This window comes from Candidatus Peribacteria bacterium, assembly GCA_023038255.1.
Taxonomy (GTDB): Bacteria; Patescibacteriota; Gracilibacteria; order Peribacterales; family Peribacteraceae; genus CALREJ01.
Window position 1 is genome coordinate 236233 of the sequence record CP082927.1, and the last position, 14178, is coordinate 250410.

25 protein-coding genes are annotated in these 14178 nt (G+C 53.3%); 23 read left to right on the forward strand and 2 right to left on the reverse strand.

Annotated features, from left to right (window positions below):
• Nucleotides 1-9: 9 nt before the first annotated feature.
• The 14 genes from rplV to K8942_01120 are packed head-to-tail and all read left to right on the forward strand — an operon-like array spanning nt 10 to nt 6408.
• Nucleotides 10-531 (forward strand): 50S ribosomal protein L22, encoded by a 522-nt coding sequence (gene rplV, locus K8942_01055; protein UPA22785.1) that lies wholly within the window; start codon nt 10-12, stop codon nt 529-531.
• Between the two features lie 36 nt (nt 532-567).
• Nucleotides 568-1236 carry a 30S ribosomal protein S3 gene (gene rpsC / locus K8942_01060; GenBank protein ID UPA22786.1) on the forward strand — a complete coding sequence of 223 codons (669 nt, stop codon included), beginning with the start codon at nt 568-570 and terminating at the stop codon, nt 1234-1236.
• Nucleotides 1237-1248: 12 nt separating this feature from the next.
• Complete coding sequence (gene rplP / locus K8942_01065) at nt 1249-1707, forward strand: 50S ribosomal protein L16 (GenBank protein ID UPA22787.1); 459 nt, start codon at nt 1249-1251, stop codon at nt 1705-1707.
• Nucleotides 1708-1712: 5 nt separating this feature from the next.
• A complete protein-coding gene (gene rpmC, locus K8942_01070; protein ID UPA22788.1) occupies nt 1713-1982 on the forward strand; it encodes a 50S ribosomal protein L29 in 270 nt (89 codons plus the stop codon).
• Complete coding sequence (locus K8942_01075) at nt 1979-2314, forward strand: 30S ribosomal protein S17 (GenBank protein ID UPA22789.1); 336 nt, start codon at nt 1979-1981, stop codon at nt 2312-2314. The genes rpmC and K8942_01075 overlap by 4 nt, the downstream gene beginning before the upstream one ends.
• A complete protein-coding gene (rplN, locus tag K8942_01080; protein ID UPA22790.1) occupies nt 2311-2679 on the forward strand; it encodes a 50S ribosomal protein L14 in 369 nt (122 codons plus the stop codon). The genes K8942_01075 and rplN overlap by 4 nt, the downstream gene beginning before the upstream one ends.
• Nucleotides 2676-3179 carry a 50S ribosomal protein L24 gene (gene rplX / locus K8942_01085; GenBank protein UPA22791.1) on the forward strand — a complete coding sequence of 168 codons (504 nt, stop codon included), beginning with the start codon at nt 2676-2678 and terminating at the stop codon, nt 3177-3179. Before rplN ends, rplX begins: the two co-directional genes overlap by 4 nt.
• Nucleotides 3180-3181: 2 nt before the next feature.
• Nucleotides 3182-3751: a 50S ribosomal protein L5 gene (rplE, locus tag K8942_01090; GenBank protein ID UPA22792.1), complete on the forward strand. Its 570-nt coding sequence runs from the start codon at nt 3182-3184 to the stop codon at nt 3749-3751.
• 51 nt (nt 3752-3802) lie between these two features.
• Nucleotides 3803-4027 carry a type Z 30S ribosomal protein S14 gene (locus K8942_01095; GenBank protein UPA22793.1) on the forward strand — a complete coding sequence of 75 codons (225 nt, stop codon included), beginning with the start codon at nt 3803-3805 and terminating at the stop codon, nt 4025-4027.
• A gap of 5 nt (nt 4028-4032) precedes the next feature.
• Complete coding sequence (gene rpsH, locus K8942_01100; GenBank protein ID UPA22794.1) at nt 4033-4419, forward strand: 30S ribosomal protein S8; 387 nt, start codon at nt 4033-4035, stop codon at nt 4417-4419.
• Nucleotide 4420: 1 nt separating this feature from the next.
• Nucleotides 4421-4975 (forward strand): 50S ribosomal protein L6, encoded by a 555-nt coding sequence (gene rplF / locus K8942_01105; protein ID UPA22795.1) that lies wholly within the window; start codon nt 4421-4423, stop codon nt 4973-4975.
• Between the two features lie 40 nt (nt 4976-5015).
• Nucleotides 5016-5360, forward strand: coding sequence for a 50S ribosomal protein L18 (gene rplR, locus K8942_01110; GenBank protein ID UPA22796.1), 345 nt, complete (start codon nt 5016-5018; stop codon nt 5358-5360).
• A gap of 30 nt (nt 5361-5390) precedes the next feature.
• On the forward strand, nt 5391-6023 hold the full coding sequence (gene rpsE, locus K8942_01115) for a 30S ribosomal protein S5 (GenBank protein ID UPA22797.1): 633 nt from the start codon (nt 5391-5393) through the stop codon (nt 6021-6023).
• Nucleotides 6024-6072: 49 nt separating this feature from the next.
• A complete protein-coding gene (locus K8942_01120; protein ID UPA22798.1) occupies nt 6073-6408 on the forward strand; it encodes a hypothetical protein in 336 nt (111 codons plus the stop codon).
• Between the two features lie 6 nt (nt 6409-6414).
• Here the strand turns inward: K8942_01120 and K8942_01125 are convergent, their stop codons facing one another.
• On the reverse strand, nt 6415-7524 hold the full coding sequence (locus tag K8942_01125; GenBank protein UPA22799.1) for an S-layer homology domain-containing protein: 1110 nt from the start codon (nt 7522-7524) through the stop codon (nt 6415-6417).
• A 226-nt stretch (nt 7525-7750) separates the two neighbouring features.
• Between K8942_01125 and rplO the strand changes: the two genes are divergently transcribed.
• Together rplO and secY are read left to right on the forward strand one after the other, a co-directional pair.
• Nucleotides 7751-8194: a 50S ribosomal protein L15 gene (gene rplO, locus K8942_01130; protein UPA22800.1), complete on the forward strand. Its 444-nt coding sequence runs from the start codon at nt 7751-7753 to the stop codon at nt 8192-8194.
• A gap of 79 nt (nt 8195-8273) precedes the next feature.
• Nucleotides 8274-9554: a preprotein translocase subunit SecY gene (gene secY, locus K8942_01135; GenBank protein ID UPA22801.1), complete on the forward strand. Its 1281-nt coding sequence runs from the start codon at nt 8274-8276 to the stop codon at nt 9552-9554.
• A 97-nt stretch (nt 9555-9651) separates the two neighbouring features.
• Here the strand turns inward: secY and K8942_01140 are convergent, their stop codons facing one another.
• Nucleotides 9652-10191 carry a hypothetical protein gene (locus K8942_01140; GenBank protein ID UPA22802.1) on the reverse strand — a complete coding sequence of 180 codons (540 nt, stop codon included), beginning with the start codon at nt 10189-10191 and terminating at the stop codon, nt 9652-9654.
• Nucleotides 10192-10623: 432 nt separating this feature from the next.
• Here K8942_01140 and K8942_01145 point away from each other — a divergent pair, with 432 nt between their 5' ends.
• From K8942_01145 to rpsD, 7 genes are all read left to right on the forward strand, one after another.
• A complete protein-coding gene (locus tag K8942_01145; GenBank protein UPA22803.1) occupies nt 10624-11181 on the forward strand; it encodes an adenylate kinase in 558 nt (185 codons plus the stop codon).
• 97 nt (nt 11182-11278) lie between these two features.
• A complete protein-coding gene (map, locus tag K8942_01150) occupies nt 11279-12025 on the forward strand; it encodes a type I methionyl aminopeptidase (GenBank protein UPA22804.1) in 747 nt (248 codons plus the stop codon).
• Between the two features lie 149 nt (nt 12026-12174).
• On the forward strand, nt 12175-12486 hold the full coding sequence (infA, locus tag K8942_01155; GenBank protein ID UPA22805.1) for a translation initiation factor IF-1: 312 nt from the start codon (nt 12175-12177) through the stop codon (nt 12484-12486).
• A gap of 4 nt (nt 12487-12490) precedes the next feature.
• The gene (rpmJ, locus tag K8942_01160; protein UPA22806.1) at nt 12491-12619 is read left to right on the forward strand and encodes a 50S ribosomal protein L36; all 129 of its coding nucleotides are present in this window, start codon (nt 12491-12493) and stop codon (nt 12617-12619) included.
• A gap of 33 nt (nt 12620-12652) precedes the next feature.
• A complete protein-coding gene (gene rpsM / locus K8942_01165; protein ID UPA22807.1) occupies nt 12653-13033 on the forward strand; it encodes a 30S ribosomal protein S13 in 381 nt (126 codons plus the stop codon).
• 52 nt (nt 13034-13085) lie between these two features.
• Nucleotides 13086-13484 carry a 30S ribosomal protein S11 gene (rpsK, locus tag K8942_01170; protein ID UPA22808.1) on the forward strand — a complete coding sequence of 133 codons (399 nt, stop codon included), beginning with the start codon at nt 13086-13088 and terminating at the stop codon, nt 13482-13484.
• Nucleotides 13485-13526: 42 nt separating this feature from the next.
• A complete protein-coding gene (gene rpsD, locus K8942_01175; protein ID UPA22809.1) occupies nt 13527-14144 on the forward strand; it encodes a 30S ribosomal protein S4 in 618 nt (205 codons plus the stop codon).
• Nucleotides 14145-14178: the final 34 nt, after the last annotated feature.

Genomic DNA, 14178 nt, shown 5'->3' on the forward strand with positions numbered 1-14178 from the left:
AACCCACCCATGAAAGCCTATCTCCGTTCCGCCCGCATCGCTCCGAAGAAAGCAAACATCATTGCCATGATGGTGCGCGGCATGCGCGTGGATGCAGCTCTCTCGGCTCTGTCCAAGACGAATAAGAAAGGCGCCCGCATGGTGGAGGAGCTGGTGAAGTCTGCTGTTGCAAACGCTCAGCACAACGACAAGCAGAAGGCAGGAAACCTCATGATCAAGACCATCATTGTGAACCAGGGAACAGCCTACCGCCGCGGTGTGCCGATGGCTCGCGGACGTATGCGCATGATGAACAAGTTTATGAGCCACATCACTCTCGCACTCGGTATTGCAGATGGTGTCCATGCAGAGGCTCAGGCAAAGAAAGAAGTGAAGGCTGCCGCTAAAAAGCCCGCAACTACGAAGAAACCCGCTTCACAAGCAACGAAAACTCCTGTAAAAGAGACCAACACATCTTCCACTCAGCCCGTAACCGCGACAAGCGAAGTGCAGGCCGAGCCGGTTGTTTCTGATGGTTCATCCCCGTCGTAATTCCTCTCCTTTCCTACTCCTCAACCTCACCATCCCATGGGTCAAAAAGTTAACCCCAACGGCTTCCGAATCGGTATCACCCACACGTGGTCCTCGATCTGGTTCGCGAGAGGCAAGAAGTACCGCGATCTGTTCCTTCAGGATCAGCTCATCAAGCGGCACATCATGACCAAGATGAAGGATGCAGGAATCAGCGAGATCGGCATCGAACGCGGAAAGCGCGTGTCTGTGTCTATCCAGTCCAGCAAGCCCGGTATCCTCATCGGCAAACAGGGTGCTGCAATCGAAGACCTCAAGAAGGATCTCGAGAAGCGTTTCGGAGGAAACTTCGAAGTCGTGATCCAGGAAATCCGTTCCCCGGACACAGACAGCGTCACGATTGCAGAAAACATCCAGGCACAGATTCAGCGCCGTATGCCCTATCGCCGCGCAGCCAAGATGGCCATTGAAAAGGCAATGCAGTCCGGTGCCCTGGGAGTCAAAGTTCTCGTCTCCGGCCGCCTCAATGGTGCAGAAATCGCCCGCAATGAAATGTTCAAAGAAGGCAACATCCCCTTGCAGACCCTCCGTGCAGATATTCACTTCTCACGCCGCCACGCCATTACAAAGTTCGGCACAATCGGTATCAAAGTCTGGGTCTATAAAGGAATGGTGTTCAAGAATATCCAGCAAGCTCAGTCATCCGCACTTCCTGCCAACCAGTAATCCCTCTCACCCATGTTAGAACCTAAAAAGCTCAAGTATCGGAAGCCCCACAGAAACCGCGGCGCGGTTGGAGGCAAGGCTACGCGTGGAGCAACTCTCGCGTTCGGTTCTATTGGACTGAAGGTGGTGGAGAGCGGAGAAATTACAGCCCGCCAGATCGAAGCCGCACGTAAGGCAATGACTCACTCTGTCCAGCGCGGCGGAAAAATCTGGATCCGTATCTTCCCGCACACTGCCGTCACAAAGAAAGCAGCAGAAGTGCCGATGGGAGCAGGAAAAGGATCACTCGAATACTTTGCAATCACTCTCAAGCGCGGCGTCATGGTGTTTGAAATGGACGGTCTGCCGGAAGCAAAAGCCCGCGAAGCTCTCCGCTTGGCCAGCCACAAGCTCCCGCTGAAGACAAAGATCGTCAGCAAGATTGCTCCTGTTGTCACAGATGATGAGTCCACTTCTTCCCTCGCCGCTTAATTCTCATGGCAACCACCCTCACCACCAAAGAGCTCAGAAACATGCAGACGGATGATCTCCGCAAGGAGATTGCCGAAAAGCGTCTGATCGTCGGCAAAATGCACATTGATGTGCAGATGCGCTCCGAGAAAGATACCGCACGTTTCCTCCGCGAGAAGAAAGAACTGGCTCGTATGCTGACAATCCTCAACGAAAAATCAGTTTCCGCTCCTGCCAAGACTCCATTGAAAACTGCAAAGAAAACCGCTAAAGTCTCCGCCCCCACAGCCAAATGATTACGAAGAAAGGCATCGTCACATCGGCAAAAATGACAGGCACCGTTACGGTGACCACCCACCGTCAGGTGAGCCATCCTCTGTATAAGAAGAGCTTCCGCCGCAGCAAGAAATTCCTGGTGGATCTGAACAAAATGACAGATGTCGCTGTTGGTGACGAAGTCCTGATCGAAGAGTGCAAGCCACTCTCCAAGAACAAGCATTTCCTCCTGAAAGAAGTCCTCAAGCGCGTTCCGCGCGTTGGCGAGATGTCCGTGGAGAAAGACGTGGCGAACGCCATGACCCGCAAAGCAACCGACTCTACAGAATCCACTGAACCCACCTCCAAATGATCCAGCAGCAGACCTACCTCACCGTGGCAGATAACAGCGGCGCCAAGCAGGCTATGTGCATCCGTGTTCTCGGAGGAACAGGCCGTCGCTATGCACGCGTAGGAGATGTGATCGTTGTATCTATCAAAGATGCTGCTCCGCGTGGAACAGTGAAGAAGAAAGCAGTGGAGCGTGCCGTCGTCGTTCGCGTCCGCACCCTGACCCGCCGCAAGGATGGATCCGGTGTCCGCTTTGACGACAATGCCTGTGTCATCATCCAGAAAGACGGTGTTCCCAAGGGAACACGCGTGTTTGGTCCCGTCGCTCGCGAACTGCGTGCAAAGGGCTACCAGAAAATTATTTCCCAGGCTCCCGACGTACTATGAAGATCCATACAGGTGACGTTGTTGTCATTATGACCGGCAAAGACAAGGGAAAGCAGGGAACTGTCACCCGCGTCCTCGAAACAAAGAGCCGTGTCGTGGTCGAAGGCATCAACATGCGCACACGCCACATCAAGAAGACCGCTCAGGGTCCGGGTCAGCGTGTCACATACGAAGCAAGCATTCACGTCAGTAACGTTGCTATCCTTGATCCGAAGACAAAGAAGCCGACACGTATCGGATACAAGATCGACGAAAAGACCGGACGCAAGTCCCGCATTGCCAAGGCAAGCGGAGAGGTCATCGTGAAGGCAGTCACCAAGGCTGCAACGGAGAAGTCCACTAAGAAATCTGATACGAAAGATACTGCAGTCAGCGCTCCCAAGAAGCAGGCCTTCTGGAAGAAGACAGATGCAGAAGGAGGAAAGACCACTGATTCCAGCAAGACCAATGACGCAGGCGGCACGTCCTTTACAGCCGCACATCGCTCCCAAGGTGGATAAACATGGCTTACGCAACTCTCCATGACCGGCTCCGCGGCCCGATCGCCGACGCTCTCAAAAAAGAGCTTGGCATCACCAACGTACACGCGCTCCCGAAGATCAAGCAGGTCGTCGTGAACGTCGGTATCAACCGCACAAAGATGGAAGGAAAAGAAATGCAGGAACTGATTGAAGAAGCACTCATGAAAATGACCGGACAGAAGCCGGTGTTCCGTGAGAGCAAGAAGTCCATCTCCAACTTTAAAATCACAAAAGGCCGTATCGTCGGCGCTATGGTCACACTGCGTGGCCGCAAGATGGAAGAGTTCCTCGACAGACTCATCAGCTACGTCCTGCCCCGCATCCGCGACTTCCGCGGTCTCCCGACAAAGCTCGACGGTCACGGTAACTACGCGATCGGTCTGAAGGATCACACAGTCTTCCCGGAAATCCCGGCACTCGACATCCAGAAGACATTCGGCTTCCAGATTCAGATCACGACAACCGCTGGCAACGATGAAGCCGGCAAAGCCCTCCTCAAGCAGATTGGTATGCCGTTCCGTCCGGATCGCAAATCAGAATCTGGTAACTAAGTCCTTGACCCCTTCCTTTCTCTTCTAGAGAATCCCCACTCTTCACTTCCCATGGCCCGCCTCGCTCTCGTCAACCGGCAGAAAAAGAACCTCGACGCCTTCATGAAGGCGAAGATGGAGGGTAAGAAAACCGCTTTCCCAACACGCGTCTACAACCGCTGCAAGCTGTGCGGACGCCGCCATGGATTCATTCGCTTCTTCGGTGCTTGCCGCATCTGCGTCCGTGAACTCGCCGCCAACGGCGAAATCCCGGGTCTCACCAAATCTTCCTGGTAATCCCCATGACCTACGTCAACGACCCCATCGGCGACCTTCTGACCCGCATTCGCAATGCCCAGGCTGCAAAGCGCAAGTATACGACTGCTCCGTGGTCACGTATGAAGCAGGAACTCTGTGAGCTGCTCCAGCGCGAAGGAATGCTCCAGACTGTCGAAGTAAAAGGAGAGAGTCCCAAATTGAATCTTCTTGTGACGTTTGTCCCAGGCAAGACCCTCATTCTCAGCCGCGTCAGTAAGCCGGGACGCCGCCACTACAGCGGAGCATCCGAACTGAAGCCCGTTCTCCGCGGATACGGCATTGCCATCCTCACTACGAGTGAAGGCCTGCTGACCGACAAAGAAGCGCGCAAGCGCAACGTCGGTGGAGAAGTTCTCTGTACCATCGCCTAACATGTCTCGCATTGGAAATAAAACAGTGGCTATCCCGTCCGGTGTGACCGTTGAGCTCAAGGGCTCAGTTGTCCACGTGAAGGGTCCTAAAGGAGAGCTGAAATACGAGCTTCTCCCGGAAGTCACGCTTGTCGTGGAAGGATCTGCTCTGACTGTCGGTCGCAAGGTTGACACAAAGGATGGACGCGCACGCCACGGTCTCACCCGCGCCCTTGTTGCAAACATGGTGAAAGGTGTGTCTGAAGGCTACCAGAAGCAGCTCGAAATTATCGGAGTCGGTTACAAGGCCGCTCTGAAGGGAAAGACTCTGGTGCTGAACCTCGGTCACAGCCACCCGATTGACTTCGCTATCCCCGCTGAGGTTGAAATCGTCCAGGACGAGCGCAACAAGAACATCCTGCGCATCCAGGGCGCTGACAAGCAGCTTGTTGGACAGGTTGCAGCTCGCATCCGCGAACTCCGCCCGCCTGAACCGTATAAGGGCAAAGGAATCCGCTACTCCGATGAACACGTTCGCCGCAAGGTCGGTAAGGCAGCAACCGCGAAGGGCGGATAACCAGTAACCAATAACCAGTAACCAACCAACCCCGTCTCCCATGTTACTCAAGAAGATTCAAGACCGGCTCGCTCGCAAGCGTCGCATCCGCGCCAAGATCAGTGGCACAGCTGCACGCCCGCGCCTCACTGTCTACCGCTCGCTGACATCTCTGTCCGCTCAGCTCATTGATGACGAGGCAGGCCGCACGCTCTGCAGCGCTTCCACCAAGGAAGCAAAGGCAACCCTGAATATCGACGGTGCAAAGAAAGTCGGTGAACTTATCGCCAAGAAAGCAAAAGACGCCGGCATTACAACCGTGCTCTTCGACCGCAACGCCTACAAGTACCACGGACGCATCAAGGCTCTCGCCGACAGTGCACGCGAAGGCGGACTCAACTTCTAATTTCCACCCCTCCTCACCCAGCCCATTCCCATGGCCAAGACTTCCTCCCCAGACCGGCAGAACAAACGCGACCGCGGTCAGCGTGCTCCCTCCGAATTTACGGAGACCACTCTCTCTGTCGATCGTGTGACACGCGTGGTGAAAGGAGGACGCCGCATGCGTTTCCGCGCCATTGTTGTTGTCGGAAACAAGAAAGGTAAAGTCGGACTCGGTACGGGAAAGGCAAACGAAGTGCAGTCTGCAGTGCAGAAGGCAACCAAGGATGCCAAGCGCAAGATGATCCGCGTGCCACTTACCAAGGGCACCATCCCGCACAACGTTGACGTGAAATTCAAAGCAGCCAAGCTTCGCCTGATGCCTGCATCCGAAGGAACAGGAATCATTGCCGGAGGCGCACTCCGTGTGATCTTTGATCACGCCGGTGTCCGTAACGTGCTCGCAAAGCGTTTCGGTACAGGCAACACGCTCGTGAACGCACAGGCAACATTCAAAGCTCTCGAAAAACTGAAGGGTCTCCGCGCCGGTATGGTCGATGACACCGCTCCGGTTGTTCCGGTAGCCGATGTTGCAGCCGCTCAGGTGAAGGCAGTTTCCAAGGACCAGGTCGTTGGCGGAAACCTCGTCGAGAAGCCTAAAGCAAAGAAGGAGGACAAGGCTGCGTAAGTTGTCCGATGCTCTTGATTTAGAAAAACTGAAGGGTAGTTTGACGTTTATGGAAAAAGCCCCAACCGTAGACGATGTCCGTACCGCGCTCACAGGAGCAGAGGTTTTTGCAGTCCGTTCTCTTGAAGGAGTGACGCAAGTGGTCTGTGCAGATCGTGCAAGCATTGCCCGACACATTACGGAATTACTGGCCGCACATCATCTGTGCGTCAGAGAATTTCTGTTGATGCACCCGGACGGGAAGACAACGCTCTCTCTGCAGGATGATGGTTCTGTCACACAGGGAAATTTTGATAAAGCTGGCAAGCCGGTCAGGACTCATATTCATCCTGCGCCTTCACATGAGAGCCTGACGAAAATAGATGCGCCTGCGAAAGCCGGATAATCCGCATCATTTGCTTCCCACTATCTTCTGTCCCGGAAGCAGTACACCTCCAAAGTGCTCCACCCAGATGCCGGAAAACACGCCGACACCAATATCACTATAGTCTGGACTGAGGATGGCTGCGCGATGTGTGCTTGATTTCATCCAGTCGGCCATCACCTCATCAGCCGTTTTCTGTCCGCGTCCGAGATTCTCCCCTAAAGAAAATCCTTTGATACAATTGCAGTCTTCCGAATAGGAATGTGCGTAGTACCCGGTCGCTGCAATACGGTCTTTGACTGTCTCCCCTTTAGGGCTCACGTGCCCGAAAAATCCCTCTTCCGCCATCTGCTGCGCGTAGCGCTGTGCGGATTCCTCCAGTTGCGTGCTGTAAATAAGCGGCTTCAGTCCGGCTTTCAGGCGCTCACCATTCACGAGCATGACAATCTGCGTGCGCAGTTCCGGCAGTGTCGGCTGCGGTTTGACTGCTGCAGAATGCAGAGCAGCAGGGGAGGCGGCGCTGAAGACAACTTTTGTTTTGCGTGTGGAAATAAGATCGTAGAGCACCAGCTTATTTTCCGACTGATCGATGGCGATCTGCTGTTCATCAAGAATTGTTTTTGCAGAAGGATTATAGAGACGGACGAATGTCTGGATACTCTGCAGCGCCTGCATGTGCGTTATTTTTTTATCGGCACCAAAATACTGTGTGTTATCCTGCAGTGGAAGTTTAAAGACGCGGACAATGCCCGCATATTCTGCGTACCATGCATCTTTCGGCACATCCAAGAATGAGTGTGCGTACCCGGTCGGAACGGTGAAGGTGAGTGTGAGCATTTTCAAAAACTCTGCGCGGTTCACCGCGTCATTCGGACGCAGCTTTTTGTCCGCGTTCGCTTTCAGAATGCCGACACGTTCTGCCGCGAGCATGTAGGGCTCGAACCAGTCGCCGCGGCGGATATCGGAAAACTGCCCGGTGTTTTTGATGACCGCGACGTTCGGGTTTCGTGCAAGGAGAAGAGCCGTTGCCGCTTCTGCGCGCGTGACGGTTTCCGTCTGACCGCTGTTTGCGGGCTGCACTGTCTGCGGAAGCAGGCTGAAGGCGAGGGCCAGTGAAGCAAGAATATGGCTGAACATTGCGGTTTGTTTGTATTTATATTATACAATAATACTCTAATTATAGCAATTATAGGCGTCCCTCTCCTTTATCTTATAAAGCCAAAATAAGCCATTTTAAGCCATAATTGTTCGACAAAACACGTGTTTTTCATGGCCACCCCCGAAAGCTGAAAGCAAAAAGCTACAAGCTGCCAATAATTCCCCTTGAACTTCTCTGTACAAGCAAGTACCATCGCGGCCTCTTATGTTGCACTCTCTTCGTCCAGCTACCGGCTCCCGCAGACTCCCAAAGCGCGTTGCGCGTGGTAATAGCGGAAAAGGCGGCACAACAGCCGGACGTGGTACAAAGGGTCAGCAGTCCCGCACGGGTAAGGGCAGAAACCACGGTTTTGAAGGAGGACAGGTTCCTCTGATCCGCCGCCAGCCGAAACTGGGCGGTTTCACCAGCCTCAATCACAAAACATACGAAGTCATCAACCTCGCGACGCTCGAAAAGACTCTTGATGCAGGCACCTACACACTTGCAGACCTTCTGAAGAAGCGTCTTGTTCGCAAGGGAACGCTCGTCAAGCTCCTCGGACAGGGCACTGTCTCCAAGAAATTCGACATTCAGGTGCACGCAGCGTCCAAGGCAGCCAAGGCAGCGCTCGCAAAAGCAGGCGGCACGCTCACGATCGTTCGCGATTAATCATTGACAATGGTATCCAAACGGTCGACTATCGTTACAATCTGATCGACTTCTTTCATCAGCAGTTCCTCGCTTTTCTATGTTCACCTATCTGCGTCAAATCTGGCACACCAAGGATCTGCGCAAGCGCATCCTTGTCACACTCGGACTCTTGCTCGCGTATCGCGTGCTTGCACACACTCCGATCCCGGGAACCGATCCCATTGCTCTCAACCAGTTTTTGAGCAGCAGCAATAACGGCGGACTGCTCGGTGTGTTTGCCGCACTCACAGGAGGTGGCATCAATAACTTTTCGATCGCTCTCCTTGGTCTCTCTCCGTACATCAACGCATCCATTATCATGCAGCTGTGCTCCGTGATCTTCCCGAAGCTTGAGGCTCTCAGCAAAGAGGGGCAAGCCGGACAGCAGACGATGAACCGCTACACACGCTGGCTCAGCTTCCCGCTCTGTTTCCTGCAGAGCTACGGATTCCTCGTGCTCATCGGTCGTGGTGGTATCAACCTCGTCGATCTCACTTTCCCGAATGTCATCCTCCCGATGCTGTTTGTGACCGCGGGTTCTGTCTTCCTGATGTGGCTTGGTGAAATGATTACAGAGAAGGGAATCGGAAACGGAATTTCTCTCATCATCTTCACGGGTATCGTTGCAGAAATCCCGACACAGATCAGCGCGATGTATCTTGCCGGTACAAGCGGCAACCAGGGTGCATTCATTCTCTTCGCCATTCTCTCCCTCGCGATGCTCATCGCCGTTGTGCTCTTTACCGATGCACACCGTCTCATCCCGATCACCTACGCCAACCAGGGTGCAGGTCGCGGTGTACAGGGCGGACTGCCGATTCGTCTGAACCAGGCCGGAATGGTGCCCATCATTTTCGCGATCTCTCTCGTGACACTGCCTGCGATCCTTGCGCAGTTCCTGCAGACCGCACCACGCTTCCAGGGGGTCATCAGCTTCATCAACACGTACTTCAACGCACAGAACCCGAGCTACCCGTACATCATCGCATACTTCCTGCTCGTGCTTCTCTTCACCTTCTTCTACGTGTCTGTCACGTTCAAGCCGGTGGAACTTGCAGAGAGCATTCAGAAGCGCGGCGGTTTCGTGCCGGGTATGCGTCCGGGAAAGCAGACAGCAGATCTTCTCCAGAAGACCAGTAATAACCTGAACCTCTGGGGCGGTATCTTCCTCGGTGTTGTTGCCATCCTCCCGATTCTCTTCACGAAGTTCTCCAACCTCGATGCGCAGAACCTGATCGTCTCCGGTTCCGGACTCATCATCATGGTTGGTGTTGTGATGGAGCTCATTCGCCAGGTGAATGCGCAAATGCTCGCGCACGATTACGACAAGCTCGTCTAAATATTTTTTGCATCTTGCTTACAGCAAAATCCCGTCATCCAAGTGGAGACGGGATTTTTTTTAGAGGTCTTTTCTGTCGTTCGATGATTGGAAGCAATTACTGTATGACAGCAAGAGCCTGTTCTTCTTGAAGAACGATGAGAAGTTTTTCTAGTCTCGTCGTCTCCAGTGTGTCCCAGTTCTCCTTTTTGAATCTGAGCGCTTCTTTCGCTTCAGAAATCGCATCCTGTGTTCGTCCGGCTGCGTCCAGGCAGATGACATATTGGAGGCGGTCCGCCATTTTCAGGGGCGTATTTCTGACCACTTTCTCCATCAGCTTGGCTGCATAGTCGTGATCTATATCCCATTTCAACAACCATTGTGCGTATACGCCATGTACGCAGTAGGTATCGCGCGGAGCAGTCTTCAACAGATTCTCAAAAACGCTGCGGGCTTTTTCAATTTCCCATTTTTCGGCGAACGCAATGCCGACATGGAGAATGGCTGACGGGCAGATCGGATCTTTTTCCGAGAGAAGCAGCGATTCGTTCCAGAGAGCATAGGCGGCATCAATCTGTCCCAATTTTGCAAAAGCCTGCGCGCGTCGCAACTTGCCCTGCCTGCTGTCAGCAGGAACGGGGTCGAATTGGGTTTGCATAATCCAGCTCGATGCCCTTTTTGCGTCGGGTCCCGATTCTAAAATTTTTTGATCAAGAGCCACTTGTTCCATGCTTATTCGGAGAGAGCTTTGCACAAAAGACGTGACAATGAGTGTGTTGATCCCATATACACACAGAAGAAGGATTGGAATGGACGCATAGGGGTTGGAAAACATCAGACGTTTCATGGCATTACTTCCTTTCACCGGTGAGGAAAAGATCGGGTTTTCTAGCTCTACTAAGCTATAGGTCTAATGTATAGTATATAGTACAAAACTCAATACGCTGCTTTTAGGAGCCCTTTTCTAAAAAGACTGGCCAGCAGAGGATCTGTCCGCTAGTCTGCCCCGGCCTTCGCTGGAGTTTTGGCACGTCTGATGACCTCTTTGGTCTGTTGTGCCGGCTTCAGGACTTCTTCTTCACTGACAGCTATGGATCTCCTGCTCTTCGGTATTCAGGGCTCTGGAAAAGGAACGCAAGCAAAGCGGCTCGCCGCGGAGCACGGCTACCATATTTTCGAAGCAGGAGGAGAACTCCGGAAGATCGCTGCATCCGATACCGATCTCGGACACAAAGTGTCGTCCTACATTGACCACGGACACCTGGTGCCGTTTGAAATTATCATGGAAGTCGTACGCACATCCGTTGCCGCACAGCCACTCGACGAAAAACTTCTCTTCGATGGTATTCCCCGTGACATGGATCAGAAGCGGGCGTTTGATGCCCTGATGAATGATCTTGGTCGTGATTTCCGTTGTGTGCACTTAGTGGTCGACGAAGAAGAGGCACTCAAGCGTGTGCAGCAGCGTGCACAGGAGCAGGGGAGGGCAGACGATGCGAACGAGGAATTCATCCGCCGCCGCATGAATCTGTTTCATGAAAAAACCGAGCCCGTCATCAACGACTACCGCATGCAGGGGAAAGTGATTGATGTGGGCGGGGAGGGGACGATGGATGAGGTGTATGAGAATATCATTGCAGCCCTTTGAGCTTTCGGCTTCTAGCTGTCAGCTTTCAGGATCTTGTCGTGTGTGTATCTTTTTGAAAAAGCTAGAAGCTGAAAGCTAAAACCTATAAGCTGGTCTCATGTCTGGTATCCAGGTTTTCACCGAGTCAGAAATCACATCCTTCCGCAAAGGCGGGAAGATTCTGCGTGGCTGTCTGGAGATGCTCCGCGGTAAAGTTGCGGCCGGTGTCACCACCAACCAGCTTGATGCCCTTGCCGAATCGTATATCCGCGAACACGGAGGTATTCCTGCCTTCAAAGGATTTCACGGCTACCCGGCAACACTCTGCACCTCAGTGAATGATGAGTGTGTGCATGGCATCCCCAACGATGAAGTACTGCAGAACGGCGACATTGTCTCCCTCGACTGCGGCGTTATTTACGATGAACTCTATACCGATGCCTGTATTACGGTGGGCGTCGGCAACATTTCCAAGGAAGCCCAGAATTTATTGCATGTCACCGAGAATGCCCTCGCGGACGCCGTCTCTTTTCTGAAAGCAGGCGTGCGGGTGGGGGATGTATCCGCCCTCATTCAGGCATCCGTTGAAAAAGGCGGCTGCCGTGCAGTGAAGTCACTCACGGGTCATGGTCTCGGAAAAACGCTCCATCAGTATCCGGATATCCCAAACCTTGGCAAAAAGGGGACTGGCCCGGTTTTCCCGGCAGGAACAGTTGTTGCCATCGAACCAATTGTCTCCATCAGTGCGGATGAAGTGCATGGGACGGGGGATGGCTGGACCCTTGTCACGGAAGACGGATCATTGGCTGCTCACTTCGAACATACGATCCTTATTCTGGAAAACGGCTGTGAAGTCCTTGCCTGAGTGATACTTATATATTTATAAAATATAATTGAAAATTTGCAAGACAAAGTAGATGATCTTGCCAAAAAGACAGATAATGAGCTTGCTGGCGCTCTTCGGCGTATGTAGGATGCCTCGGCCTTTTCGGTTCATTTTCTTTTGTTTGCCCTGTGTCTAAGGACGTCATAGAACTCATCGGTCTCGTGGAAGAAACGTTTCCAAATGCCACATTCCGTGTCAAAATCCTGAGTCCGCAAGCAAAAGATCACGAACTACTCTGTCATTTGGCGGGACGGATGCGCGTTAATCGCGTCCATATCCTTCCGGGAGACCGAGTACGAGTGGAAATGACACCGTATGATTTGCAGAAAGGGCGGATTACGTACCGTTTCCGTTCCGATCAGCCCCTGGAAGCACTCTTAAACCCGAATGGTTCTGCTCCCACCCCTCCTTCCGCTCCCGTTACCCCTCCTACTCCCTGAAGACATGAAAGTTCGCGCCTCCGTCAAACGTATGTGCAAAGACTGCTTCACCTTCCTGCGCCGCAATGGCAAGGGCAAGCGTGTTGTTCGTGTCGGTTGCAAGAACCCGAAGCACAAGCAGCGCCAGGGTTAATTCATTTTGCATTCTCATCTTCTCAACCTTTCTATGGTCCGTATCTCTGGTGTCGTTCTCCCCGCAAGCAAGCGCATTGAAATCGCGCTGACTGCTATCAAAGGCATTGGTCGCCCAATGTCCAAGCGCATCCTCGAAGAACTGAAGATCGATCTCGATCTGAAGGCTGAGGCTATTAACGAAGAACAGGAAGCACGCCTCCGCTCCCGTATCGAAAAAGAACTCACCGAAGGTGAACTCGTCCGCAAAGTCTCCATGGATGTGAAGCGCCTGCAGGATATCGGTACCTGGCGCGGCATGCGTCACCGCAAGAAACTGCCGGTCCGCGGTCAAACATCCCGCAGAAATGCCCGCACCAAGCGCGGAAAGAAGAAGACAGGAACATCTGGTCGCACAACCCTGACCAAGACGTAAACCCTCTTCATCTCTCTTTCTATCCCCACTCCGTCACTTACTCCTCGATTCTATGGCTCCAGCCTCCGCCACCACCAAGACCCGCAAGAAGAAGGTCAAGCGCACCGTCAAAAACGCACGCGTCTGTATTCATGCCGGTGAGAACAACACCATTGTGACCATCACCGATCTCGATGGAAACGTTCTGGCTTGGGCAAGCTCCGGTTCATCCGGATTCGAAGGATCCCGCAAGTCGACCCCGTATTCCGCAAAGGTTGCCGCAGAGAAGGCTGTCGAAAAGGCAGCATCCTTCGGCATTGAATCAGTTGCTGTGGAAGTGAAGGGTATTGGCCCGGGACGCGAACAGTCTATCCGCGGTCTCCAGGGTGCCGGTCTCAACCTCGATTCTATCGTCGATCTCACACCGATCGCACACGGTGGCTGCCGCCTCACCCGCAAGCGCCGCGTCTAAGCCTCTCTCACCCGCAATCTCCATCCTCATCATCCCATCTCTATGAAGTACACAGGACCCAAAGCGAAGCTCACACGCAGACTCGGCATGAACCTCTTCGGTTCTGACAAGTACGACAAGGCTATGTCGAAAAAGCCGTATGGTCCGGGCAAGAACCCGAAGACCCGCGCCGGTCGTGATTCTGAATACGCAAAGCAGCTGAAGGAAAAGCAGAAGGCTCGCATCATGTACGGTCTCTCCGAGAAGCAGTTTGCCCGCCTCTACGCAGAGGCACTCAAGTCCAAAGGACGCACAGGTGATCAGATGAAACAGCTCCTTGAGCAGCGCCTGGATAACGTGATTTACCGCGCAGGCTTTGCCATGACCCGCATGCAGTCCCGCCAGTTCGCCGGTCACGGTCTCTTTATGGTTGATGGTCACCGTGTGACCACTCCGTCCTACCGTGTGCAGCCCGGACAGGTCATTACCGTCCGCAAGCAGGTGAAAGATTCTCCCGTCTTCATTGCCATTCGCGACAGCCATGACAAATATCTCGCTCCGAAGTGGCTGAAGGCAGACTCCAGCGCCCTCTCGGTGGAGGTGATTGCTACTCCTGATGCTGCTGATGCAGAACAGGGTATTGATATGCGTCTGGTCGTCGAATTCTACTCACGCAATTAACCTTCCGCGGCGGACGTCTGTTCCTCCGCACTTT